Origin of the sequence: Micromonospora sp. NPDC007208 (assembly GCF_042869175.1) — a bacterium.
GTDB lineage: Bacteria > Actinomycetota > Actinomycetes > Mycobacteriales > Micromonosporaceae > Micromonospora > Micromonospora foliorum.
The window spans coordinates 55,718-80,043 of sequence record NZ_JBIAFG010000003.1 but is presented as its reverse complement, the minus strand read 5'-3'; the positions used below and the strand labels follow the sequence as shown (position 1 = coordinate 80,043).

Below are 24,326 nucleotides of genomic sequence, written 5' to 3'. Positions count from 1 at the left end.
ACCTAGTACGCAAGATGGTCACCGTGTCAGCAGGCCGCCATCGCATGCGTTCGAAACTCCACCTAGCCGCCGCCGCCGCAACGGCGGGGGTGCTCGTCGTGACGACGGGCGCGTGGTTCGGCTATCGGGAGTTGATCCAGCCCAGTTGCTCGGGGGAGATCCGACTCGCCGTCGCGGTCGCCTCCGAACTCGCGCCAGCGGTGGACGCCGCCGCGTCCCAGTGGGTCAAGGACGGCGCCGCGGTAGGCCCGACCTGCATCCGCGTCGACGTCTCCGCGTCCGACCCGGTCGACGTGGCGGCGGTGGTGGCGGCCAAGCACGGCGCTGTGCTGGCGGGTGTGGGGCAGGCCAGTGGCACCGCCGTCAGCCCGGACGTCTGGGTGCCCGACTCCTCGACCTGGCTGCTGCGGTTGAAGAAGGACGCGACCGCGTTCGCTCCGACCAACGGCGCGTCCATCGCGCGTAGCCCGATCGTCGTCGCGATGCCCGAGCCGATCGCCACGCGGCTGGGCTGGCCGGACAAGAAGTTCAACTGGACCGACCTGCTCAAGCAGGTCAACAACACCAGCGCACCGCTGCGCACCGGGATTGTCGAGCCGACCCGTGACGCGGCGGGCCTGTCCGGTCTGCTGTCGCTGACCGCGGCCGCCAACGGCGCCGGCGGCGACGCCCAGCGCAGCACCGTCGGCGCGCTCCGCGCACTGGCCACCGGGCGCTCCTCACTCCGCAACGACCTGCTGGCCCGCTTCCCGACGGCCAACGACTCGACGTCCATCGCCAGTGGTCTCGGCGCGGCGGCCCTGTCCGAAGAAGACGTCATGGCGTACAACAGCAAGAAGCCGCCGGTGCCGCTCGCCGCGCTCTACATGGAGCCGGCCCCGATGCCGCTGGACTACCCGTACGCGGTGCTGCCCGGCATCGAGCCGACCAAGGCGTCGGCGGCCCGGGTGCTGTTCGAGCTGCTCACCAGCCCCACCTTCCGCAACCGGCTCGCCGCACAGTCGCTGCGCGCCCCGGACGGCAACTGGGGCGAGGGCTTCAAGGCGCCGCAGGGTGCCCCGAGCCCGGCCGGCGGCGCGCCCACCGCACCGGCGAACGGCGGCACCGCGGCAGGTGGCCTTGACCCGGCCGCCATCCAGCGGGTCGTCTCCAGCTGGTCGATCGCCACCCAGTCCGGTCGCATGCTGGCCGTCATCGACGTCTCCGGCTCGATGAAGGACGAGGTTCCGAGCGCCAACAACCGCAGCCGGGAGGAGGTAACCGTCGACGCGGCCCGCCGCGGCCTCGGCCTCTTCGACGACTCCTGGTCGATCGGTCTGTGGACCTTCTCCACCAGGCTGGTCGGCAACCGCGACTACCGGGAGCTGGTCCCCATCGGACCGCTCTCCGGCCAGCGGGCCCAGTTGGAGGGCGCACTCGCCACCGTCAAGCCCTCCAGCGGCGACACCGGCCTCTACGACACGATGCTGGCCGCGTACCAGGCGGTGCAGGAGAACTGGCAGCCCGGCCGGGTCAACTCGATCGTGCTGTTCACCGACGGCAAGAACGAGGACGACAACGGGCTCAACCAGCAGCAGCTGCTCGCCAAGCTCAAGCAGCTCGCCGACCCGGAGCGGCCGGTCCAGGTCATCATGATCGGTATCGGCGAGGGCGTCAGCAAGGCAGAGTTGGAGTCGATCACCAAGGTGACCGGTGGCGACGTCTTCGTCACCAAGGACCCGAGCGAGATCGGCAGCATCTTCCTGAGCGCCATCGCACGGCGTCCGCCCGCACCGCGCTGATCCGACGCTCAGACGTCCAGGGGGCCTGCCGTACCGTCGATTCGGTGTGGCAGGCCCCTTTTCGGCCCGCCGGGTTGTTGAAGAAAAGTGACGGCAATACGTCGGAAGTAATCGGCAGTCATAGTTGTCAAGGCAGGATGTCGACTGTTCCGGCACGGTCGGTCCGCCTCCGGTCCGACCCGTCGGCCGGGGCCATCCTGTACAGAGTGGGAGGGCCGGTGAGCGTGGCGACACTCTTGACCCCCGCCACGTCGGCGGAGCCGAACGGTCGACGCGCCGGGCTGGTGGCACGCGCCGACGAACGGTCCTACGTCCGGGTCCTGGTGGTGCTGGACACCACCATCCTCATCATCGCGTTGCTGATCGGGTACGTCGCCCGTTTCGGTGACGACGAGCCGAGCGGCTCGGAGATCCCGTACGTGCTGGTCGCCCCCGGGTTGGTGCTGGCCTGGCTGATCTCGCTCAAGGCGCTCGGCTGCTACGACGACCGGGTGATCGGCTACGGGGCGGACGAGTACCGGCGGGTCAGCTCCGCCAGCCTGCGCCTGGCCGGGGCGATCGCCATCATCGGTTACATCGCCGACGTCGGCGTCTCCCGGGGCTTCCTGGGCATCTCCTTCGCGGTGGGCACCGTCGGGCTGGAAGTGGCGCGGTTCGCCGCCCGTAAGCGGCTGCACCGGGCCCGTTCGCTGGGCGCCGGCTGGTCCCGCAAGGTGCTGGTGGTCGGCGACACCGCCCACGTGTTGGAGCTGGTCCACACGCTGCGCCGCGAGCCGTACGCCGGTTATCAGGTGGTGGGCGCCTGCATCCCGGACGCGCTGCTCGCGCCGGTGGCGCAGCGGCTGGGTGACGTGCCGGTGGTGGGGTCGTTCCGGGGCATCCCGGAGGCCGCCACCGCGATCGGCGCGGACACGGTCGCGGTGACCGCCTCCGGTGAGCTGACCGCGACCCGGCTGCGCCGCCTCGGCTGGCAGCTGGAGGGGACCGGCATCGACCTGGTCGTGGCACCCGCGCTGACCGACGTCGCCGGCCCGCGGATCCACACCCGCCCGGTCGCCGGCCTGCCGCTGATCCATGTCGAGGCGCCCGAGTTCCGCGGGGTCCGCAAGCTGGTGAAGGGTCTCGTCGACCGGTCCGCCTCGTCGCTGGCGCTGGCGGTGCTGCTGCCGCTGATCGCGTTCATCGCCCTGGCCATCAAACTGGACAGCCGGGGCCCGGTGCTGTTCCGACAGGTCCGCGTCGGCCGGGGCGGGCAGGAGTTCGGCGTGTTCAAGTTCCGCACCATGGTGGTGAACGCGGACGCGCTGCTCGCCGAGTTGACCGCGCGCAACGAGACCGACGGCCTGATGTTCAAGATGCGCCACGACCCGCGGGTGACGCGCGTCGGCCGGCTGCTGCGCAAATGGTCACTGGACGAGCTGCCGCAGCTGGTCAACGTGTTGCTGGGTCAGATGAGCCTGGTCGGGCCCCGCCCGCCGCTGCCCTCGGAGGTGGCCCGCTACGACGGTGACGTGGCCCGGCGGCTGCTGGTCAAGCCCGGCATGACCGGCCTGTGGCAGGTCAGTGGCCGCTCCGACCTGAGCTGGGAGGACGGCATCCGGCTCGACCTCTACTACGTGGAGAACTGGTCCCTCGCCGCCGACCTCACCATCCTCTGGAAGACCTTCGGTGCGGTGCTGAACGGCCGCGGAGCGTACTGACCACCGGTCACGGTTGCGGGCCGGTCCAGTCCAGGCAGACGACCACCGCGTCGTCGACCAGGTCACCGGCCACGAACGCGCGCAGATCACCGATCAGCGACCGGACGGCGTCCAGGGGCGCCATCGGGCCGGTCCGCCGCAGGAACCGGTCCAGTGCCGTCTCGCCGTAGCGCACGTGCTGACCGGTGGCCTCCACCACCCCGTCGCTGACCACGAAGACCCGGTCGCCGCGCTCCAGCGGGAACTTCTGCTCGTGGTAGTCGGTCGCCTCGAACATGCCCAGCGGGAACTGCGCTTCCAACGGCTGCTCGGTGACGTCCCCGTCACGGAGCAGGACCAGTCGGGGCGACCCGGCGTCCACCACGGTCATCATTCCGGAGCGCAGGTCCAGCTCCATCAGCAACGCGGAGAGGTGCTGCTCGCCTCGGTACAGGTCGTAGATGGCCTGATCGGCGAGGGCGGCCTGGTCGGCCAGGCTCAGCCCGGCCCGACGCGCGTTGCGCAGTGCATGGGTGGCCAGCGAGGTGAGCAGGGAGGCGGCCACACCCTCACCGGTGCCGTTGATGGTGGACAACCAGAGCCGTTCCCCGTCGTCGGACCAGTCGAAGCTGTCGCCGCGCACCGCGTACGCCGGCTCCAACTGCCCGGCCAGGCTGAACGAGGGACGGATCCGGCTGCGGCCGGGGAGCAGGTCCCACTGCATCTCGGCGGCCAGGGTGAGGCGCTGGGTGCGCCGGGCCGCCCGATAGACGTCGGTGCCGGCGGAGACCGCCGCCACCTCGTGGGCGAGCGCGGTGGCGATCTCGGCCAGCGCGGCGACGACCTCCCGGTCGTCGGCAACGGGCGAGAGGCGCAGCACCCCTCGACGCTCGCCGCGCATGGTGACCGGGAACCAGGCGGTGCCGTCGGTCAGTATCGGCGACTGGTGGTCGAAGGCGCGCCAGGCCGGGTGCCCGGGGCTGGTGATCGAGTCACCCTCGGTGAGTGGCAGCAGCTCCGCGAGCCGGTAGTCGACCTGATACAGCTCGACCTCGGTGATCCCGTACGACCCGGCGAGCACCTCCCCGATACCAGCGACGAGCCGGTCGGCCGGTGTCTCGTTCAGGGCGCGTCGTGCCCGATTGACCGGTTCGCTCATCGTCAGTCCTTCGCTGAAAGCTCGACTACCAGTGGGTTCGGAGTACTCTCGGGCCACCATGGCCGAACTGAACCGTCCGACGGACCCTGAGACGAGTATGGCTGCCGCGCTGGACGCGGCGGCTGCTGCCCTGCTGGGCATCTGGGAGTCTGCCCGGGAGGGCACCGCCAACCGCGTCTCCGGCGCCCAGTTACGGGCGGTGATGGTGGTGGAGCAGTCCGACGGGATCAACCTGCGTCGGCTCGCCACCCGACTCGACATGCTGCTCAGCTCCGCCAGCCGCCTCTGCGACCGGCTGGTCGCCGCCGGTATGCTGGAGCGCGAGCCGGGCCGCTTCGACCGGCGGGAGATCTCGCTGCACCTCACCCCGGAGGCCCGCCGGCTCCTCGCCGAGCTGCGGGCCGACCGCCAGGCGCAACTCGCCGCCGTGCTGACCGGGATGAGCCGTGAGGGCCGCGACGCGCTGCTGCGCGGAATGCGGGAGTTCGACGAGACCGCCCGCCGCCAGCAGGCGCAGCACGCGCCGTCGCCCGTCGAGTCGACGGGCCAGGGGGACTGGCCGGACGACCCGGACCGGCCCGGTGGGCGATCGGGGGACTGGTCGGCCGATTCTGGTCGGCAGACCCGGGCGGTGTGGACGGGTTCGTCGGGCGGCCCGGAACGATCGGTCGGCACCACCCGAGAATGGCCGGCCGGCGACCCGCCGGTGGCGCGTACCGCCTGATCAAGCCGGCCGGGCCGTCGCCCGCCGGTCATGCCGGCGCCGACGCGCCCACGGCCAGCATCGCGATGTCGTCGTGGGCCTGCCCGTCCAGCCATTCATCGACCGCCCGGAGCACCCGGTCGATCAGCGCCGCCGGCGGTTGCCCGGCCGCCGCCGCGAGCGCGGCCCGCAGCCGGGCCTCGCCGAACGTCGCCGGGTCGCGCGGGCCGCGCGCCCCGGTCACCCCATCGGTGTACGCGAGCAGCAGGTCGCCCGGATCGAGGTGTACCCGGGTCTCGGTGAACCGTGCGGCTGTCAGCGCCCCCACCGGCATGCCACCGACCGGGACGGTGGTGACCGTGCCGTCGGCGGTGACCAGTAGGGGCGCCGGGTGCCCTCCGCCGGCGATCCGGACGTCCAGCCCGGCCGGCCCGCGGTCCAAGGAACCGAGCAGCAGGGTGGTGAACTGGCTGCGCCGTGCCGCGTCCGGCGCGTCGAACAGCGCCTGGTTGAGCAGGTGGATCAGCTCCAGTGGGCGTTGCTCGACGAGCCGCAGCGTCTGCAACGACTGGCGGACCCGGCCGGTCAGCACCGCCGCGCCCACGCCCTTGCCGCACACGTCGCCGAGCGCGAACAGGGCGCCGCGTGGGTGGGGGAACACCTCGTAGAAGTCGCCGCCGATGCGTAGGGTGTCGCCGGCGGCCCGGTAGCCGCCGGCCATGGTCACCCCGGGCACGACGGGCAGCTCGGGCGGGAGCAGGCTGGTCTGCAGCACCCGGGCCAGGTGGGCCTGCTCACCGTGCAGGTCGGCGGTGGCCAGCGCGGCACCCGCACGGGCGGCGAACTCCCGGGCCAGCTCCACGTCGCGCCTGTCGAAGCCGGCCCGCCCGGGCCGGCGGATGAGCAGCAGCGCGCCGGCCGACCCGCTGGCGCTGAGCAGCGGGCTGACCAGCACCATGCCCGGCGGGCCGAACCCGGGCGGCAGCAGGTCGGCCAGCTCGGAGCGTGGGGCGTCCGGCCAGGGGCCCGGTTCGGCGCGGTCACCGGCTAGCTTGGCCACGGCGCTGGTCAGCGCGGGACCGGCCAGCCCGGTGACCGGGGCGGGCTCGCCGTCGGCGTACCGGATCCACCGGGCGTGCGGCTCGGCCGGCGCGGTCGGTCGGGGCAGTGCCACGGCGACGTCGGCCAGGTAGGGAACGGCGAGGGTGGTGGTGGCCAGCAGAACCTGATCCCGGTGCACGGCCAGCGCCAGCCGGCTGCCGGCCTGGGCGAGGAACGCGGTGCGGGAGCGTTCGGCGAGCAGGGCTTCGGCGCGGGCGTGCTCCTCGGTGACGTCGCGGACATACCACGCCCACCGGGAGCCGGCGAGTCGCCGCCGGACGCCGCGCAGTCGCCGGCCGTGGTGGTCGGCCTCGAAGCGGTCGGCTCCGCTGGCGACCGCCCGGGCCAGGGCTGCCACCGGGCAGCCGGCCAGCTCGGTGCCGGCGTCGATCTCCGGGATCAGCTCGGCCGCCATGGCGTTGACCAGGGTGACCCGGCCAGTGCCGTCGGTGGTCAGCACGGCCTCGGCGAGCCCGTCAAGCAACTCGCGGGCCAACCGCTCGTCGGCCGGCAACGGGGTGCCGCCGGGTTGCCGGGTCGTGGTCACCGCCGGACGCCGGCTCGCGTCTGACGACGTGTGCGCATGCTGCTTCTCGACTCCTCACCGGGGATCGTTGCCTGGGAGCAAGGATACCGATCCTCCCCGACAGAGGCCCACGGCGCGGGGTGGCGATCAGCCGGAGCGGGCCAGCCAGCCGGCGGGTTGGGCGACGATCCGGCGGGCCACCGAGCCGGCGGCGCCTACCGCGGCGGCCTCCGCGCCGAGCCTCGACGGCCGGACCGTGACCGGCGACCAGGCGGCGGTGAGCACCCGGGCGCTGATCTCGGCGAGGACCGGGGGGCACAACCAGGGTGCGAGCGCCGCGTAACCGCCACCGAGCACCACGGTGTCCAGGTCGAGCAGGTTGACGACGCTGGCCACCGCGACGCCGAGCGCCGTTCCGGCGTCGTGCAGCGCCCGCAGCGCGTTGGCGTCGCCGGCCTCGGCCAACTCGGCGAGCCGGGCCGTCGCGGTGTCCGCCGGAAGCTCGGCCCGGGCCAGCCCCGCGGCGGCCACAATCGCCTCCTGCCCGGCGTACTGCTCCAGGCAGCCCTGCCCACCGCAGCGGCACGGACGGCCCTCGGGGTGGACCGGAAGGTGCCCGATCTCGCCGCTCCACCCGCGTACGCCGCGAAACAGCGCGCCGTCCAGCACGATGCCGGCGCCGATGCCCACCTCTCCGGAGATGTGCAGGAAGCTGGACGGGCCGGGTGGCTGCGAGTGCAGCTCGCCGAGCGCGGCGAGGTTGGCCTCGTTGTCCACCATCAGCGCGGGGACGCCGGGCACCTGCTCGATCAGCGGAGGGTGCTCGGCGAGCAGCGCGGGCACCGGCACGTCACGCCAACCGAGGTTCGGCGCGAGCCGGACCAGCCCGGCGTCGTCCACCAGCCCGGGCACCGCGAGCGCGGCGCCGACCAGGGTGAGGCCGTGCCGGGCAGCGTCCTCGCGGGCTGCCCCGGCCATCTCGACCAGGCGGGCCAGAGCGTCGGCGGGGGCCACCGGGCGCAGGTCGGCCCGGTGCACCGTGCGGTGCCGGACCTGGCCGGCGAGGTCCACCACGCAGACCGCCAGGTAGTCGACGTTGACCTCCAGGCCGAGCCCGGCCGGCCCCTGGTCGGCCAGGACCAGTCCGCGCGCAGGGCGGCCGGCGCCGGAGCGGGGCGCGGGGTCGGACTCACTGACCAGCCGGCCGGCGAGCAGGTCCTCGACCACCGCGGACACGGTGGCTCTGGTCAGGCCGGTAGCGGTAGCCAGGTCGGCCCGGGAGGGAGGTCGGTCCGCCGCGGCGATCCGGCCGAGGACCAGGGCGAGGTTGAGCTCGCGCAGACTGCCCTGACGGACTGCGCCGGCCGGGGCGTGGGTGAGGCTCACCCCCTTGACACTGCCATAGGGTGGGCAAATAATTCAATCGCTGAACAAATAGCGGACAACACCACCCGGAGGTCGCTCATGGCACCCCGTCCCACCCCCGCCGACAAGTTCTCCTTCGGGCTCTGGACCGTGGGCTGGCAGGCCCGCGACCCGTTCGGCGACGCCACCCGTCCTGAGCTCGACGCGGTCGAGGCAGTGCACCGGCTCGCCGAACTGGGCGCGTACGGCATCACCTTCCACGACGACGACCTGATCCCGTTCGGCGCCGACGCCGCCGCCCGTGACCAGCACATCGCCCGGTTCCGCAAGGCGCTCGACGAGACCGGCCTCGTGGTACCCATGGTCACCACCAACCTCTTCACCCACCCCATCTTCAAGGACGGCGGCTTCACCAGCAACGACCGCGACGTCCGCCGCTTCGCCCTGCGCAAGGTGCTGCGGCAGGTCGACCTCGCCGCCGAGCTGGGTGCCAGCACCTTCGTCATGTGGGGTGGCCGCGAGGGCTCCGAGTACGACCTCGCGAAGGACGTCCGCGCCGCCCTGGACCGCTACCGCGAGGCCGTGGACCTGCTCACCCAGTACTCCATCGACAAGGGCTACAACCTGCGGTTCGCCCTGGAGCCCAAGCCCAACGAGCCGCGCGGCGACATCCTGCTGCCGACCATCGGGCACGCGCTCGGCTTCATCTCCCAGCTCGCCCACCCGGAGCTGGTCGGCCTCAACCCGGAGGTCGGCCACGAGCAGATGGCCGGGCTCAACTACGCCCACGGCATCGCCCAGGCGCTCTGGCAGGGCAAGCTGTTCCACCTGGACCTCAACGGCCAGCGCGGCATCAAGTACGACCAGGACCTGGTCTTCGGCCACGGCGACCTGATGAACGCGTTCGCCCTGGTGGACCTCCTGGAAAACGGCGGCCCGAACGGCGGCCCGGCGTACGACGGCCCCCGGCACTTCGACTACAAGCCGTCCCGCACCGAGGACATGGACGGCGTGTGGGCCTCCGCGGCGGCAAACATGAGCACCTACCTGCTGCTCAAGGAGCGGGCGGCGGCGTTCCGCGCCGACCCCGAGGTGGTCGAGGCGCTCGCCGCCAGCAAGGTCGGCGAGCTGAGCACGCCGACGCTCGGCGACGGCGAGAGCTACGACGAGTTCCTGGCCGACAGGTCGGCGTTCGAGGACGTCGACGTGGACGCGGTGGCCGCCCGGGGCTTCGCCTTCGTCCGGCTCAACCAGCTCGCCGTCGAGCACCTGCTCGGCGCCCGCTGAGGCCCCGCCATGCCGTTGGTCGCAGGTGTTGACTCGTCCACCCAGTCCTGCAAGGTGGTGATCCGGGACGCGGAGACCGGCGCCCTGCTCCGGCAGGGCCGGGCACCGCACCCGGACGGCACGGAGGTCGACCCGGAAGCCTGGTGGCAGGCGCTGCGCAGCGCCGCCGACCAGGCCGGCGGGTTGGCCGACGTGGCGGCGATCTCCGTCGCCGGCCAGCAGCACGGCATGGTGTGTCTGGACGAGGACGGCCGGGTGGTCCGCCCGGCGCTGCTGTGGAACGACACCCGATCCGCCGACGCCGCCGCCGACCTCGTCGAGGAGGCCGGCGGCGGCTCGGCCGGGAGTCGCTTCTGGGCCCAGGCCAGCGGCAGCGTTCCGGTGGCCAGCTTCACCATCACCAAGCTGCGCTGGCTGGCCAAACACGAACCGGAGTCGGCCGCCCGGGTGGCCGCCGTCTGCCTGCCACACGACTGGCTGACCTGGCGGCTGGCCGGCGCACCGGGGTTTGGCGCGCTGCGTACCGACCGGGGCGACGCCAGCGGCACCGGCTACTGGTCGCCGGCGACCGGTGACTACCGACTGGACCTGCTGGAGCGGGGCTTCGGTCGGCGGTTGGTGGTGCCCGAGGTGCTCGGTCCGGCCGAGTCGGCGGGGAAGCTCGCCGACGAGCTGGGCGGGTCGGGCGGCGCGCTGCTCGGCGCGGGCACCGGGGACAACGCCGCCGCCGCGCTGGGTGTCGGTGCCGGCCCGGGTGACGTGGTCGTCTCGATCGGCACCTCCGGCACAGTGTTCAGCGTCGCCGACGTGCCGGCCGCCGACGAGAGCGGCACCGTCGCGGGCTTCGCCGACGCGTCCGGCCGTTTCCTGCCCCTGGTCTGCACGCTCAACGCGGCCCGGGTGCTGGACGCCGCCGCCGCGATGCTCGGCGTCAACCTGGACGAGCTGGCCGAGCTGGCGCTCTCCGCGCCGGCCGGGGCGGACGGGCTGGTCATGGTGCCCTACCTGGAGGGTGAGCGGACGCCGAACCGACCCCTCGCCACCGGCGCGGTGCACGGCCTGACCCTGCGCACGTCGACCCCCGCGCACCTGGCGCGGGCCGCCGTGGAGGGCATGCTCTGCGCGCTCGCCGACGGGCTGGACGCGCTGACCGCGCAGGGCGCCACCGTCCGCCGGGTCATCCTGGTCGGCGGCGGGGCCCGGTCGGCCGCGGTGCGTCGGATCGCCCCGCAGGTCTTCGGCTGCCCGGTGGTCGTCCCGCCGGCTGGGGAGTACGTCGCCGACGGCGCCGCCCGGCAGGCCGCCTGGGTCGCCCTGGGTGGTGCCGCGCCGCCGGTCTGGGCGGTCGAGGGCACCGAGGAGTACGCGGCAACGGCCGTCCCCGCCGTCCGCGAGCAGTACGCCGCAGCACGCGGGTTGGTGCTCGACAGGCGCTGAGCATCGGAATCGACGCGGGTGGGTGCCGGTGGACGCTGACCGGCACCCACCCGCGTGACGACCTCCTCCACGGAGTCTGGTTGGCTGCCGGTCATGACGGTGACCAGTGGCGGGCCCGGCCAGCGCCCGCACGGCCGGGGCGGCGGCCCGGCGCACCGGTTGTACAGCGTCGTGGTGTTTGTGCTGCTCGCCTCGCTGGACAACGTGGCGATCGGGCTGGTCCCCCCGCTGTACGGCCCAATCTCCGACGCGTTCGACGTGTCCGGGCGGCTGCTCGGCGTGGTCACCGCGGTCAGTTTCCTGGTCAGCGCGGTCGCGGCGGTCGGCTGGGCGTACGTCGGGGACCGGACCAACCGCAAGCCGCTGCTCATGGTGGGCACACTCCTCTGGGCGGCGGGCACCGGCGGTAGCGCGCTCGCCGGCGGCTACCTGACGTTCCTGGCCGCGCAGTTGGTCGCGGCCGTCGGCCTCGGCGCCGTCGGCTCGGTGGGCTTCTCCGTGGTCACCGACCTGATCTCACCGACCCGGCGCGGGCTGGTGATGAGCTTCTGGGGGCTCTCCCAGGGGGTCGGCACCCTCGCCGGCACCCTCGTCGGCGGGCTGCTCGGCGCGGCCGACTGGCGGCGGCCGTTCCTGCTGCTGACCGGCGTCGGCCTGGTCGCCACCCTGGCCTACCTGTTCACGTACGACATCCGGCGGGGCCAGAGCGAGCCGGAACTGGCCGGCCGGCTCGACGCCGGCGCCGAGTACGACTACCGGATCAGTCGCGCCGACCTGCCGCGCATCCTGGCCCGGCGGACCAACCGGTGGCTGATCCTGCAGGGTCTGACCGCGCAGGCCGCGTTCGGCTCGCTGGTCTGGCTGCCGGTGCTCTTCGCCGAACGGGCCGAGGCCCAGGGTTACTCCACGTCGACGGCTGTGGTGGTGGGCAGCGTCTTCGCCACCCTGTTCCAGCTCGGTGGGGTGCTGTCCATCGTGGGCGGCCTGATCGGCGACGCGGTGCAACGACGTACCCCGCGAGGGCGAGCACTCGTCGCCTCGATCGGCATCCTCGCCGCCCTGCCGTTCTACCTGGTGTTGTTCTTCGTCCCGGTGACCATCGACGTGCCGGACGGCGCGAGCGGCGGCGCGGTCGTCGGTGCGGTGCTGGCCAGTGTGTTCACCGAGCCGTCGGTCGGGCTGAGCCTGCTCACCGCGATCGTGGCGCTCGCGCTGACCTCGGCCAACTCACCGAACTGGTTCGCGCTGATCGCCGACGTCAACCCACCGGAGCACCGCGGCACGGTCTACAGCCTGGGCAACCTCGTCAACGGTGTCGGGCGCGCGGCCGGCAACGGGCTGGTCGGGGTGGCCTTCCAGGCACTGCGAGCGGCATTCCCGCCACCGCTGAACTTCGCCGTCGGGCTGGCCGCGTTCCAGCTCTTCTTCATCCCGACCGGCGTCATGTACTGGCTCGCCTCGCGTACCTCACCGGCGGACATCGACAACGTGCACGACCTGCTACACACCCGAGCCGACCGCCTCTAACCCCGCCCACCCCGCCCCGCCCCACCCCACCCCACCCCACCCCACCTCGTCGGGCCGGACCACCCCTCGCCCCGCGATCTTGCACTTACTGTCCCGACATAAGCGGCATAGAACCCGTACCGACAACCGAAACTGCAAGATCGGCGCGGCGGCGGCGTGGGCGGCACGTTCGGGGGGTGCGGTTTTGAGGGCGCAGGCGTCCCCGCGCGGCGGGCGGGCATGAATCGTTTACGACATCAGCTCCATAGCGAGCCGGTCCACACCGACCGGCCCGCCCGCGAGTACCGCGGAACGGGCCGGTCGGCGCTGGATCAGCCGCGCAGCCAGACGGTCACGTCGGCCGGGACCGCGCCGTCGTCGTCCAGGGCCGCGCTGGCGGCGAGCACCTCGGCACCGGCCGGCACCGGCACCGGGGCGGCACCGAAGTTGGTGAGCACGGTCAGCTCACCGTTGCGGAAGCTCAGCACCTCGTCGCCGGAGGACAGCCACTCCAGGGTGCCGCGACCCAGCCCGTGGGCGCGGCGCAACCGCAGCGCCGTGCGGTACAGCTCGTACGTCGAGCCGGGCACGTCGCGCTGGCGGTCCAGCGCGTACTCCGCCCAGAGCGCGGGCTGCGGCAGCCAGCTCGCGTCGGTCGGCCCGAAGCCGTACGACGGGGCGTCGGCCTCCCACGGGATCGGCACCCGGCAGCCGTCCCGGCCGCGCTGGGTGTGCCCGCTGCGCGCCCAGGTCGGATCCTGTCGGGCCTCGTCGGGAAGGGTGGTGTGCTCGGGCAGCCCCAGCTCCTCCCCCTGGTAGAGGTACGCCGAGCCGGGCAGCGCGAGCATCAGCAGGGTGGCCGCCCGGGCCCGACGCAGACCGAGCGCGGCGTCGGGCTGCGGGTCGCCGATGCCGATGCCGTTGGGGCGTACGGTGCCGACCGGCAGGCCGAGCCGGGAGGCGTGCCGCACCACGTCGTGGTTGGACAGCACCCAGGTGGTCGGCGCGCCGACCGAGTCGGTCGCCTCCAACGAGCGGGTGATCACCGCGTACTGGGCCGGTGCGGTCCACGCGGCGAGCAGGTACTCGAAGTTGAACGCCTGGTGCATCTCGTCCGGGCGCACGTAGCGGGCCAGCCGCTCGGCCGGCTCCACCCAGGCCTCGGCGACCAGCACCCGTTCGCCGGGGTAGCTGTCCAGAACCTGCCGCCACTGCCGGTAGATCTCGTGCACGCCGTCCTGGTCCCACATCGGCGGGCGCGGCTTGTCGATCTCGTTGCCGGAGAGGATCTCCTGCGGCTCCTGCCAGTCGGCCAGGTCGGCCTGCTTGATGAGGCCGTGCGCCACGTCGACCCGGAAGCCGTCCACGCCGCGGTCCAGCCAGAACCTCAGCACGTCCAGGAACTCCGCGTGCACCTCCGGGTTGTCCCAGTTGAGGTCGGGCTGCCCGGTGTCGAACAGGTGCAGGTACCACTGGCCGGGTTGCCCGTCGGCGTCGACGGTCCGGGTCCAGGCGGGACCACCGAAGACGCTCTGCCAGTCGTTCGGCGGCTGGTCGCCGGCCGGACCGTGGCCGTCCCGGAAGATGTACCGGGACCGTTCCGGGCTGCCGGGCGCGGCCGGCAGCGCGGCCTGGAACCAGCGGTGCGCCGAGGAGGTGTGGTTCGGGACCAGGTCGACGATCACCCGCAGGTTGCGGGACCGGGCCTCGGCGATCAGCTTGTCCGCGTCGGCGAGGGTGCCGAACAGCGGGTCGATGTCGCGGTAGTCGGCCACGTCGTAGCCGGCGTCGGCCTGCGGCGAGGGGTAGAAGGGAGAGAGCCACACCGCGTCCACGCCCAGCTCGACCAGGTGGTCGAGGCGGGCGGTGATGCCGGGCAGGTCACCGATGCCGTCCCCGTCGGAGTCGGCGAACGAGCGGGGGTAGATCTGGTAGATGGCGGCCTCGGTCCACCAGCCGGTGGCCGGGTGACCGGATTGGGTCTGCTGCGTCGGGTCGGTGTTCAGGGTCGTCTCCCGTGTTGCGGTGTTTTGGATTTCAGTGTGCCCGGGGCGGTGCGGTCGAGTCCCGGACCACCAACCGAGTGGGCAGGACCACCGGAGTGTCGCAACCGGTGCCCCGTTGACTGACGATGGGGCCGCCCGGCGGTCGGGCCCCGAGCGGGTCGAGCAGCATCTCGGCGGCCAGCCGGCCCTGCTCGGCGGCGGGCTGGGCGACGGTGCTGAGCCCGAGCACACCGGCCAGGTCGTGGTCGTCGATGCCGACCACGCTGACGTCCTGCGGCACCCGCAGTCCGACCTCACGCAGGGCGGTCATCGCGCCCATCGCCATCTCGTCGCACGCGGCGACGATCGCGGTCGGCGGCTCGCCGCGGGCCAGCAGTTCGGCGGTGGCCCGGTTGCCGCCGTCGATGGTGAAGGTGGACTCGATGTCCAGGGTCGGGTCGGGTCGCAGGCCGGCGGAGCGCAGCGCCGCCTGGTAACCCCGGCGTCGGTCGAGGTGGGTGGTGAAGGCCAGCTCGTCGTCCGGGTCGCCGGAGATGTGGGCGATCCGGCGATGGCCGAGGTCGATCAGGTGCGTGGTGGCGGTCCGCGCGGCCGCCACGTCGTCGATGCGTACGCACGGCCAGTTGGGCACCCTGCTGCCCGAGCTGATGGTGACTCCGGGCAGTTCCAGCGTAGCCAGCGCGGTCAGGTCGGCCGGACGCAACGGCGTGGCGACCAGCATCATGGCGTCCACCCGCTTGTGCAGGTTGGCCGTCCGCAGGACCCGCTGGCGGACCTGTTCCCGGCCGCCCAGGTTGTAGAGCAGCAGGTCGTAGCCGGATTGGTGGAGGTACTCCTCGACCGCCTCGACGACGGTGCTGAAGAACCAGCGGGTGATCCGGGGGACCACCACCGCGACCGTGCCGGTCCGTCCACCGGCGAGCCGGGACGCGCTCGGTGAGACCTCGTAGTCGAGTTGCTCGGCGGCGGCGAGTACCCGGTGCCGGGTCGCGGCCGAGACCGTCGGTAGTCCCCGCAGCGCCCGCGAGACGGTGGCCGTGGACACACCGGCCAGCCGGGCCACATCATCGATCCTCGTCACGGTTTCCCCCGCTCGGTGCCCGGAGCGCCCGCCGCCGCCCGAGGGGCCAGGCGGCGGCGGGCGCGCGGTCAGCCCTTGACGCTGCCGGCGAGCAGACCTCGCACGAAGAAGCGTTGCAGGGACAGGAACACGATGAGCGGTATGACGATGCTGACGAACGCACCGGCGGTCAGGCGCTGCCACTCGTTGCCCCGGGTGCCGGCCATCTCGGCGAGCCGGACGGTGAGCGGGGCGGTCTCGTCGCCGCCACCGGCGAAGATTAGCGCGACCAGCAGGTCGTTCCAGACCCAGAGGAACTGGAAGATGCCGAACGCCGCGAGCGCCGGGGTGATCAGCGGCAGCACGATGGTGCGGAAGATCTTCGGGTGGGTGGCCCCGTCGACCCGGGCCGCCTCCATCAGGTCGCCCGGCAGCTGCGAGATGAAGTTGTGCAACAGGAACACGGCGAACGGAAGCGCGAAGCAGGTGTGCGCGAACCACACCTGGGCGAACTTCTGCTCGTCGACCAGATCCCAGGCCGGCATCAGGGTGACGCCGCCGAGGGTGACACCGGTGGAGAAGAACTTCAGCAACGGCACCAGGGCCATCTGCAACGGCACGATCTGCAACGCGAAGATCGCGATGTAGAGCCAGTCCCGGCCCCGGAAGTTGATCCATGCGAGCGCGTACGCGGCGAGGCACGCGAAGGCGAGCGGGAAGAGCACCGACGGGATGGTGATCGCCAGGGAGTTGATGAAGGAGCCGGCGAGCTGCCCGGAGGACGCCGACCGCCCGAACAGGACCTGCTCGTAGTTCTCGAACGTGAACTGCGGGTTGGTGAAGCCCGTCCACCAGCCGGTGGTCTTGATCTCGTCCTCCGGGCGGAGGGAGGAGACCAGTAGGCCGAAGGTCGGGATGGTCCACACCACCGCGATGACGATCGAGACGAGCGTCGCGGTGCGGCTGTTCAGGCGCTTGCGGACCCGGCCGGCCGTGGTGGTCGGGGTGCCGTCGGTCTTCTGGGTGCCGGCGGCGACGGTGGGCGTTGCGGTAGTCATCTCAGCCCTCCCGCTGTTGACGGAGGTTACGGATCTGGTAGATCACGACCGGGATGACCAGGATGAAGAGGAAGACCGCGAGCGCGGAACCCCGTCCGTTCTCGCCGTACCGGAACGCCTGGTTGTACATCTCGTTGGCGATCACGCTGGTGTCGTAGTTGCCGTTCGTCGAGGTCCGGACGATGTCGAAGACCTTGAGCGTGGCGATGGTGAGGGTCACCATCACGACGATCAACGCGGGTCGGATGCTCGGCATGGTGATCTGCCAGAACATCTGCCACGGGCTGACGCCGTCGAGCCGGGCGGCTTCCACGATGTCGCCGGGGATCGCCTTGATCGCCGCGGAGAGCACCACCATGGCGAAGCCGGCCTGGATCCAGATCATGATGACGATCAGCAGCAGCGTGTTCAGGGGTGATTCGAGCAGCCACTGCTTGGGCTCACCGCCCAGGCTGACCACGATCTGGTTGAGCAGACCGATCTGGTCGCCGTCACCCCGGTAGGCGTAGACGAACTTCCAGATGATGCTGGCGCCGACGAAGGAGATGGCCATCGGCAGGAAGATCAGCGACTTGGCCACCGACTCGAACCGGGCCTTGTCCACCAGGACGGCGTAGATCAGGCCGAAGCCGGTCGCCACCAGCGGGACCAGGAGCACCCAGACCAGGGTGTTGATCAGGACCCGGACGATCGAGTCGTCGGAGAACATCCAGCCGAAGTTGTCCAGCCCCACCCACTCCGTGCTGGTCCTGTTCATCAGGGAGAGCAGCATGGTGCGGATGGCCGGCACGACCAGACCGACGACGAGCAGCAGCAGCGTCGGCAGCAGGAAGAAGAACGCGAAGATCCCTTCCCGTTGCTTGGGCCGACGGGGCAGCGGGGCCCCGCTCGCGGAGGCGGCGACGAGCTGCGCCTCCCGTCGCCGGGCGAACCAGGCCGGCACCACGTCGAGCAGCAGTAGGAGACCACCCACCACCAGCACGAAGGCGACCAGCCCGTACATCAGCATGAGGAACTTCGGCTGCTGATCGGCGAAGTCGAACTCCATCAACCCTCCCTTCCGGGTCCACCTCGGCCGGTGGCCCGGCCCGCGTCAGCGGACCGGGCCACCGCCGGGGATCACTTAGGCCAGCTGCTCTCGATGCCCTGGAGCACCGGGGCGGTCGCCTTGCCGTTCAGCCACTCGACCATGCCCTTCCAGAACGTTCCCGCGCCGACGCCGGCCGGCATCAGGTCGGATCCGTCGAAGCGGAAGGTGCCCGTCTTGTCCTGGAGGATCTGGACGGACAGCTTGTCGATCGGGCTGGCGACGTTGGCGATGTCCAGCTTGTTGTTCGCCGTGACCCAGTTGCCGAGCTTCGCGCGGCTGTTCACGTACTCCGCGGAGGCGAGGTAGGTCTGCACCGCCTGGACCTCGGGACGGTCGGCGTAGGCGACGACGAACTCGCCCGCGCCCAGTACCGGCTTGCCCTTGGCCGGGTCGATGGCCGGGAAGTAGAAGGCGAACGCGTCGCCGTCCTCGGCCACCTTGGTGCCCTCGGGGAACTGGTTGGCGTAGAACGACGCCTGACGGTGCATCGCGCACTTGCCGGTGGTCACCGGCAGGCCCGCCTCCTGGAAGGCGGTGGTGGTGATGCTCTTGACGCCGCCGAAGCCGCCGTTCATGTACTTCTCGTTCTTGAGGATCGTGCCGGCACGGTCGACCGCGTCGACGATCTTCGGGTCGTTGAACGGGATGGCGTGGGTGGTCCACTGGTCGTAGACCTCGGGACCCTGCGTACGCAGGACCACGTCCTCGATCCAGTCGGTGGCCGGCCAGCCGGTGGCGTCACCGGACTCGACGCCCGCGCACCACGGCTTCATGCCGCTCGCGGCGATCTTGTCGCTCAGGGCGATGAGCTGGTCCCAGGTGGTCGGAACCTCCCAGCCCTTCTCCTTGAACGTCTTGGGCGAGTACCAGACGAAGGACTTCACGTTGGCGCCGAGCGGCACGCCGTAGAGCGTCCCGTTCACGGTGCCGTACTTCAGCCAGTCGGCCGGCATGTTCTGCTCGGCGAGCGCCTTGGTGTCGGCGCTGAGGTTCTTCAGCTTGCCGGCGTCCGCGAAGCGCTTCACGAGGCCCGGCTGGGGCACGAAGGCGATGTCGGGGGCGTTTCCGCCGTCGACCCGGACGGGAAGCTGCGCCTCGAACTCGCCGCTGCCCTCGTAGTCGATCTCGATGCCGGTGCAGTCGGTGAACTGCGACCACGACCGCTCCAGCAGGTCGGCCTCGGCGTCACGGATGGACGCGTAGATGGAGACCTTCTTGCCGTCGTGACCCTGGTACTTCTCGTATGCGGCGCACTCCGCGGAGCCCGCTTTGCTGCTCTTCTTGTCGTCGCCGGTACCGCAGGCGGTGGCGCTGAGCGCCAGCCCGATTACACCGGCGATCACGAAGGCCTGGCGTGGTCTGGTAAAGACCGCCATGCCGTCCTCCTTCCTAGCCGGCGCGGTGGTGCTGGTGACCCGTCGCCGGTCCGATTGGGCGTGCACACATGTAAGCGCTTGCATCCGGCCCGGTCCACCCCCTGTCAGACACGAGCGAGTAACAATCCGGAAACCTGCGGGCTGCCTGGTGGGCGCGCTCCCGCGACATGCTGGGGACTCTTTCGAAGATTGACGATATCTGTCAGGCTGGGCGCACCGGATCGAAGGTTTTCGACATAGGAGGAGCTGTATGCGAAAGCGGTGGATCAGCCTGCTGGTGACGGGTCTCTTCGTCGGGGGAGCGCTGGTGCCGGCGACTCCAGCGCTGGCCGCGCCGACCTTCAAGGTGCCGTTCCCGTGCGGCCAGTCCTGGTCCGGGCAGACCCGGTCGGACCACAGCCCGGCGTACGCCGTCGACTTCAACCGCACCGACGACCTCGGCGACCCGGTGGTCGCCAGCGCCCCCGGCACGGTCGACCGGGTGACCGACCTCGGCGGCACCAGCTACGGCAAGTACGTCCGGATCAACCACGGCGGCGGCTACAGCACCTACTACGCGCACCTCAACGGCTTCAACGTCTCGGTCGGGCAGACGGTCGGGTACGGCAAGGTGCTCGGCTGGGTCGGCAGCACCGGAGGCTCGACCGGCCCACACCTGCACTACGAGCAGCGCCTCAACGGCGCCGACATCCAGGTCCGCTTCAACGGCGCCCTCGGGCTGTACTGGGGCACCAAGAGCTACACCAGTGACAACGGGTGCTCCTCGGGCGGCGGCAACGGCACGGTCGACACCGCCGGCACGCCGCTGACCGTCCGCTCCGGCCCCGGCACCGGGTACGCCTCGGTGGGCACCGTCGCCGACGGCACCCGGGTGACCATCGCCTGCCAGACCAGTGGCACCACGGTCACCGGCACGTTCGGCACCAGCTCGATCTGGGACCGGATCGGCTCAGGCCGCTACATCGCCGACGCGTACGTGTACACCGGCTCCGACGGATACATCCCCGGCGTGCCCCGCTGCTGACCCGGCCACGGTCCCCGGCGGGCACCGCCGCCGGGGACCGGTCGGTCAGGTGTTCAACTGCCAGATCGACAGGTTCAGCGCAGCGGCGAAGGTGACCCAGGCCCAGTACGGCAGCAGCAGCGCCGCCGCCACCCGGGACACCCGGGCGAACAGCACCACGGTCAGACCGATCGCCAGCCACATCAGCACGATCTCGGCGAACGCCAACCCGTACCGCCCCGCGCCGAAGAACAGCGGGGTCCAGATCGCGTTGAGCACCAGTTGGGCGGTCCACGCCCAGAGGGCGGGGGAGAAGCCGACCCGCCGCCAGGCCAGCCAGCCGGCCACCGCGATCAGCGCGTAGAGCAGCGACCAGACCGGCCCGAACAGCCACGAGGGCGGCGCCCAGCCGGGCTGCCGCAGGTTCGCGTACTCCTCGGTGGTGCCCTGCACGCCCAGCCCGCCGATCGCGGCCGCGACGAAGACCGCCGCCGCGAAGCCGGCGAGGGCCCACCACGCTCGCCGCCCGGAGGCCGCCGGTGCGTCCCGAGATATCTCCATGGTCGAGATATTTCCTCCCGGCGTCGGCTCAAACCGCCGAGCGGGGAGGGCGGGCCGGGGCCGGCCACCCACGAAAAAGCGCCGGGATCGCCGCGGCCGATGCTTCTGTCGGGAGGACGAAGCTCCGGTCGCGGCGACCCCGGCGGGTCCCGGTGTTAACGAGTTACGACGCTAATTGAAGATGCTGACACCACCCGGGCCGACCAACAGCCCGACGACGATGAGGACGATGCCCCACAGGATCTGCCGGCGGAACAGCGCGAGGATGCCGGCGACCACGAGTACGACTGCGAGAATCCAGAGAATCAGCTCCATGACCTCTGACTACCCGACTGGCCGATCGGGGAAACCTGGTCGGTGTCGAGTTGATCGCCAACGTGAAAGACGCTGTACGCCTGCTTGATCACCGGGTGGGCGACGTTGCGGACGCGTACCCCACCGGGGGTGGTGCCGCGCTCGGTGCCGGCGTGCGCGTGCCCGTGCACGGCCAGCGCCGTGGGCGCCGAGTCGATCGCCTGCCCCAACTGGTACGACCCCAGGAACGGGTAGATCTCCAACGGTTCGCCGGCCAGCGTGTCCGGCACCGGCGAGTAATGGGTGAGCGCGACCAGCATGTCGCAGTCCAGCGAGCGCAGCGCCGCACCGAGGCGGTCCGCGCTGTCGGTGGTGGTCCGTACGAAGGCCTTCATCTCCGGCTCGCCGAAGTCACTCGCGCACCGCCCGGCGAACCCGCCGCCGAAGCCCTTCACGCCGGCGATGCCGAGCCGGCCACCCGCGCAGTCCAGCACGACGCCGTTGCCCTCCAGCACGGTGATGCCCGCGTCCTCCAGCACCTTGACCACCTGTGGCACCTGGTCACACTGGTGGTCGTGGTTGCCCAGCACGGTCACCACCGGTACGGCCAACCCACCGAACTCCTCTGCCACACAGCGCGCCTCGGCCTCGGTGCCGTGCCGGGTCAGGTCCCCGGCCAGCAGCAGCACGTCGGCGCACTCCGGCAGTTCCTCCAACGCCGGTCGGAACCGGCCGACCACGTCCTCGTCCAGATGCACGTCGCCCACAGCGGCGATGCGGATCACCATGGAACCTCCCTCAGGGCAGTTGCTCGATCTCCGTGGGCGCCTGGGCGCGGATCACTCCGATGTCGCTGGTGATCGGCACGTCCGGGAAGCGCTCGGACACCCGACGCAGGATCTCCTCCCGCCGGTGCGGGCTCTCCACCTCGCCGTAGAGCACGAGGGCGCGTTCCCGTCGAATCACGGTGATCCCCTGTTCGGCGACGGCGGGGTCCTCGACGAGCAACCGTTGGATCTCCGCCTCGACGTACTCGTCCGGTGGCCCGGCGCCGATGTCGCGATGGTGGGTCACGATGTCCCCTCTCCTGGCTGGGTGCCGGCGGCCGACACCACCTCCAGCCGGTCCAGCAGCACCAGGAAAGCCTCGGCGTACGGCGAGTGCTGCGTCTCCTTGCGTACCCGTTCCCAGTCGATCTGCTCCCGCAGCGAGCGGGCCAGCGGCAGGCCGCGGGCGAAGTCGCAGTAGTGCTGGGAGAAGCTCAGCAGTTTGTGCACCATCAACTGGGTGGCGGACAGCACCGGCATGTGAATCGCGTCCACCGGCCGGACGACCGTGTCGGCGAACGTCTCCTCGGTCACCGGCGTCTCGATCGGCCGGTGGATCAGGTCCACCATCCGACCGTCGTCGAAGACCTTCACCAGCCAGTCCTCCGGGGGACGCTCGGCGACGAAGCCGGCGGCGACCAGCGCCTCCAGCGCCTGTTCGACGTCGGCCTCCCGGATCAGGAAGTCCACGTCGTGGTCGCTGGAGTGGCCCCCGTGGGCGTAGACGGCGAAGCTGCCGCCCAGGGCGAACGGAATCTCGGACTGCTTGAGCACGGCGGCGACCTTCTTGAGGGTGTGCACAAGACTCTCGTCCCCGCGCTCAGCCATCTGGTTCCTCCGTCGTCGTGTTGGTGGACCGGCGGTTGGGTTTCAAACTCCGGTACCCGGCATACCGGTCGGCCACACCTGCTGGTGACGCGGTCGGGCGTCAACAGGGATGAAGCACCACAAACCACGCGGAGCGCGTGCGTGGGTCGGATAACCTGTGGAGAGTGGCCAGATCATCGGGGATGCGACGACGCAAGGCCCGACTGCGCACCGTCGCCCTGATCGGCATCGACGGTTCGGGCAAGACCACCCAGGCGCACCGGCTGGCCGACGCGCTGACCGCCGCCGGCCGCCCCGCCACCTACCGCCGCAACGCCAGTGGCCGGCGCTGGCTCGGCCGGCTCGCCCACCGCCTCGGCCGGCCGGACGCGCAACGGCTCGTCGGGCGCGACGGCGTGCTGGCCGTGGAGTCGGTGCTGCGCTGGCTCGCCATCGCCATCGCCCTGCTCAGCTGCCTGCTCACCGGCCGAACGGCGGTGATGGACCGCTACTCGGCCTGCCAGTACGCGAGCATCCGGGCGCACGGTGGGCAGCGCTGGGAGCGGCTCGCCCGGGCCGGCTACCGGCTGTTCCCGACGCCGCAGGTGACCTTCCTGCTCGCCGTCGACCCGGCGGAGGCGTACCGGCGCATCGAGGAACGCGGCACCGACCACGAGACGATGGGGTGGCTCACCGCCGCCGACACCGCCTACCGGGCACTGCCCGAATACCCCAGCTTCGTGCTTGTGGACGCGGGCCGCCCGGCCGAGGAGGTGACCGAGCAGATCCAGGCGCACCTGGAGACCTGGCTGCCGCCGTCCGCGTCGGCCGGGGACGAGGCCGACCCGGTGGTGGCTCAGGCCCGCCCGTAGACCGGAACGGTGGCCCCACTGGTCGGGGCGGAGTCGGCCGACGCCAGGAACCGGATCACCGGCGCGATCTCCTCCGGGGTCACCCAGCGGGAGTGGTCGGCGTCGGGCTGGGCCGCCCGGTTCGCCGGGGTGTCGATGACGCTGGGCAGCACGGTGTTGCAGCGCACGTGCTGCGACCGGTACTCCACCGCGACCGCGTTGGCGAAGGCCAGCACCGCCGCCTTGGCGGTCGAGTAGCCGGCGGCCCCACGGAACGGGGCGACCGCCGCGCGGGCCGAGACGCAGACCACCGCGCCGCCTCCGGACGCCACCAGGTGCGGCAGCGCCGCCTGGGTGACCAGGTAGGTCGGCCGCAGGTTGACGGTGAGCATCCGCTCGAACTCCTCGACCGGCGTCTCGTGCACCAGCCCGCCGCTGGCGTACCCTCCGACGAGGTTGACCACCGCGCGCAGCGGCGCCGCCGGTTCGCCGGCGGCGGCCTCGACCGCCCGCGCCGCGCCCGCCGGCTCGCCCAGGTCCGCGACAACCCGGACCAGTCCGGCCGCCGCCGGCTCCGACCCCGGCCGGGCCTTTCGCTCCGGTACGACCACCCGCCAGCCCGCCTCGACGAACGCGGTGACGACCGCCCCACCGAGCCCCCCGGAACCCCCGGTAACCAAAACGCTGCCCAGTCCCATGAACCCCACGCTAGTGCCCCCTCACGCCTCCCGCTCTCCTGCGTCGATCATGAAGTTGTTGCCGCGACACGCCGATCTGAGTGGCAACAACTTCATGATCACGGTCTGCCATGGGCAGATTGGCTGGGTCGTTCGGACCTTGGGGGCGCAG

Annotated in this window: 22 protein-coding genes; 8 read left to right on the top strand and 14 right to left on the bottom strand. The window is 71.7% G+C overall.

Annotation, left to right across the window (positions count from 1 at the left end):
* Positions 1-23 precede the first annotated feature (23 nt).
* Positions 24-1,781, top strand: coding sequence for a substrate-binding domain-containing protein (locus tag ACFYL6_RS06770; RefSeq protein ID WP_387168452.1), 1,758 nt, complete (start codon positions 24-26; stop codon positions 1,779-1,781).
* Between the two features lie 218 nt (positions 1,782-1,999).
* Positions 2,000-3,481, top strand: a complete 1,482-nt coding sequence (locus ACFYL6_RS06765; RefSeq protein ID WP_387168448.1) for a sugar transferase — start codon at positions 2,000-2,002, stop codon at positions 3,479-3,481.
* 7 nt (positions 3,482-3,488) lie between these two features.
* Here ACFYL6_RS06765 and ACFYL6_RS06760 read toward each other — a convergent pair whose 3' ends face one another.
* Entirely contained in the window at positions 3,489-4,619 is a 1,131-nt protein-coding gene (locus ACFYL6_RS06760; protein WP_387168446.1) for a PP2C family protein-serine/threonine phosphatase, read from the bottom strand.
* Between the two features lie 97 nt (positions 4,620-4,716).
* Here ACFYL6_RS06760 and ACFYL6_RS06755 point away from each other — a divergent pair, with 97 nt between their 5' ends.
* Positions 4,717-5,343 carry a MarR family winged helix-turn-helix transcriptional regulator gene (locus ACFYL6_RS06755; protein WP_387168443.1) on the top strand — a complete coding sequence of 209 codons (627 nt, stop codon included), beginning with the start codon at positions 4,717-4,719 and terminating at the stop codon, positions 5,341-5,343.
* Positions 5,344-5,371: 28 nt separating this feature from the next.
* Here the strand turns inward: ACFYL6_RS06755 and ACFYL6_RS06750 are convergent, their stop codons facing one another.
* Together ACFYL6_RS06750 and ACFYL6_RS06745 are read right to left on the bottom strand one after the other, a co-directional pair.
* Positions 5,372-6,970, bottom strand: a complete 1,599-nt coding sequence (locus tag ACFYL6_RS06750; protein ID WP_387168440.1) for a SpoIIE family protein phosphatase — start codon at positions 6,968-6,970, stop codon at positions 5,372-5,374.
* Between the two features lie 126 nt (positions 6,971-7,096).
* Positions 7,097-8,335 (bottom strand): ROK family protein, encoded by a 1,239-nt coding sequence (locus tag ACFYL6_RS06745; RefSeq protein ID WP_387168437.1) that lies wholly within the window; start codon positions 8,333-8,335, stop codon positions 7,097-7,099.
* Between the two features lie 78 nt (positions 8,336-8,413).
* Here ACFYL6_RS06745 and xylA point away from each other — a divergent pair, with 78 nt between their 5' ends.
* From xylA to ACFYL6_RS06730, 3 genes are all read left to right on the top strand, one after another.
* Positions 8,414-9,601, top strand: a complete 1,188-nt coding sequence (xylA, locus tag ACFYL6_RS06740; protein ID WP_387168435.1) for a xylose isomerase — start codon at positions 8,414-8,416, stop codon at positions 9,599-9,601.
* A gap of 9 nt (positions 9,602-9,610) precedes the next feature.
* Positions 9,611-11,038: a xylulokinase gene (gene xylB, locus ACFYL6_RS06735; protein ID WP_387168432.1), complete on the top strand. Its 1,428-nt coding sequence runs from the start codon at positions 9,611-9,613 to the stop codon at positions 11,036-11,038.
* Positions 11,039-11,131: 93 nt separating this feature from the next.
* Positions 11,132-12,565: an MFS transporter gene (locus ACFYL6_RS06730; RefSeq protein WP_387168429.1), complete on the top strand. Its 1,434-nt coding sequence runs from the start codon at positions 11,132-11,134 to the stop codon at positions 12,563-12,565.
* 311 nt (positions 12,566-12,876) lie between these two features.
* Here the strand turns inward: ACFYL6_RS06730 and ACFYL6_RS06725 are convergent, their stop codons facing one another.
* The 5 genes from ACFYL6_RS06725 to ACFYL6_RS06705 all read right to left on the bottom strand — a co-directional run bounded on the left by ACFYL6_RS06725 (position 12,877) and on the right by ACFYL6_RS06705 (position 19,134).
* A complete protein-coding gene (locus tag ACFYL6_RS06725) occupies positions 12,877-14,550 on the bottom strand; it encodes a glycoside hydrolase family 13 protein (RefSeq protein WP_387169504.1) in 1,674 nt (557 codons plus the stop codon).
* Between the two features lie 31 nt (positions 14,551-14,581).
* Positions 14,582-15,631, bottom strand: a complete 1,050-nt coding sequence (locus ACFYL6_RS06720; RefSeq protein WP_387168426.1) for a LacI family DNA-binding transcriptional regulator — start codon at positions 15,629-15,631, stop codon at positions 14,582-14,584.
* A 68-nt stretch (positions 15,632-15,699) separates the two neighbouring features.
* Positions 15,700-16,668 carry a carbohydrate ABC transporter permease gene (locus ACFYL6_RS06715; RefSeq protein WP_387168423.1) on the bottom strand — a complete coding sequence of 323 codons (969 nt, stop codon included), beginning with the start codon at positions 16,666-16,668 and terminating at the stop codon, positions 15,700-15,702.
* A gap of 1 nt (position 16,669) precedes the next feature.
* On the bottom strand, positions 16,670-17,716 hold the full coding sequence (locus ACFYL6_RS06710; protein ID WP_387168420.1) for a carbohydrate ABC transporter permease: 1,047 nt from the start codon (positions 17,714-17,716) through the stop codon (positions 16,670-16,672).
* A gap of 71 nt (positions 17,717-17,787) precedes the next feature.
* Positions 17,788-19,134: an ABC transporter substrate-binding protein gene (locus tag ACFYL6_RS06705; protein WP_387168416.1), complete on the bottom strand. Its 1,347-nt coding sequence runs from the start codon at positions 19,132-19,134 to the stop codon at positions 17,788-17,790.
* A 250-nt stretch (positions 19,135-19,384) separates the two neighbouring features.
* Between ACFYL6_RS06705 and ACFYL6_RS06700 the strand changes: the two genes are divergently transcribed.
* On the top strand, positions 19,385-20,158 hold the full coding sequence (locus ACFYL6_RS06700) for a peptidoglycan DD-metalloendopeptidase family protein (protein ID WP_387168413.1): 774 nt from the start codon (positions 19,385-19,387) through the stop codon (positions 20,156-20,158).
* Positions 20,159-20,203: 45 nt separating this feature from the next.
* Here ACFYL6_RS06700 and ACFYL6_RS06695 read toward each other — a convergent pair whose 3' ends face one another.
* From ACFYL6_RS06695 to ACFYL6_RS06675, 5 genes are all read right to left on the bottom strand, one after another.
* Positions 20,204-20,698 (bottom strand): TspO/MBR family protein, encoded by a 495-nt coding sequence (locus tag ACFYL6_RS06695; RefSeq protein ID WP_387168410.1) that lies wholly within the window; start codon positions 20,696-20,698, stop codon positions 20,204-20,206.
* Between the two features lie 171 nt (positions 20,699-20,869).
* Positions 20,870-21,013: a GPGG-motif small membrane protein gene (locus tag ACFYL6_RS06690; protein ID WP_007464364.1), complete on the bottom strand. Its 144-nt coding sequence runs from the start codon at positions 21,011-21,013 to the stop codon at positions 20,870-20,872.
* Entirely contained in the window at positions 21,004-21,780 is a 777-nt protein-coding gene (locus ACFYL6_RS06685; RefSeq protein WP_091405690.1) for a metallophosphoesterase, read from the bottom strand. Before ACFYL6_RS06685 ends, ACFYL6_RS06690 begins: the two co-directional genes overlap by 10 nt.
* Positions 21,781-21,790: 10 nt before the next feature.
* Entirely contained in the window at positions 21,791-22,066 is a 276-nt protein-coding gene (locus ACFYL6_RS06680; protein WP_124823215.1) for a hypothetical protein, read from the bottom strand.
* Positions 22,063-22,647 (bottom strand): nucleotidyltransferase, encoded by a 585-nt coding sequence (locus ACFYL6_RS06675; RefSeq protein WP_238658023.1) that lies wholly within the window; start codon positions 22,645-22,647, stop codon positions 22,063-22,065. The genes ACFYL6_RS06680 and ACFYL6_RS06675 overlap by 4 nt, the downstream gene beginning before the upstream one ends.
* Positions 22,648-22,829: 182 nt before the next feature.
* Here ACFYL6_RS06675 and ACFYL6_RS06670 point away from each other — a divergent pair, with 182 nt between their 5' ends.
* Entirely contained in the window at positions 22,830-23,498 is a 669-nt protein-coding gene (locus tag ACFYL6_RS06670; RefSeq protein ID WP_387168405.1) for a thymidylate kinase, read from the top strand.
* On the opposite strand, the gene ACFYL6_RS06665 is transcribed toward ACFYL6_RS06670, so the two are convergent.
* Positions 23,483-24,175 carry an SDR family NAD(P)-dependent oxidoreductase gene (locus ACFYL6_RS06665; protein ID WP_387168403.1) on the bottom strand — a complete coding sequence of 231 codons (693 nt, stop codon included), beginning with the start codon at positions 24,173-24,175 and terminating at the stop codon, positions 23,483-23,485. The genes ACFYL6_RS06670 and ACFYL6_RS06665 overlap by 16 nt on opposite strands.
* Between the last annotated feature and the right edge of the window lie 151 nt (positions 24,176-24,326).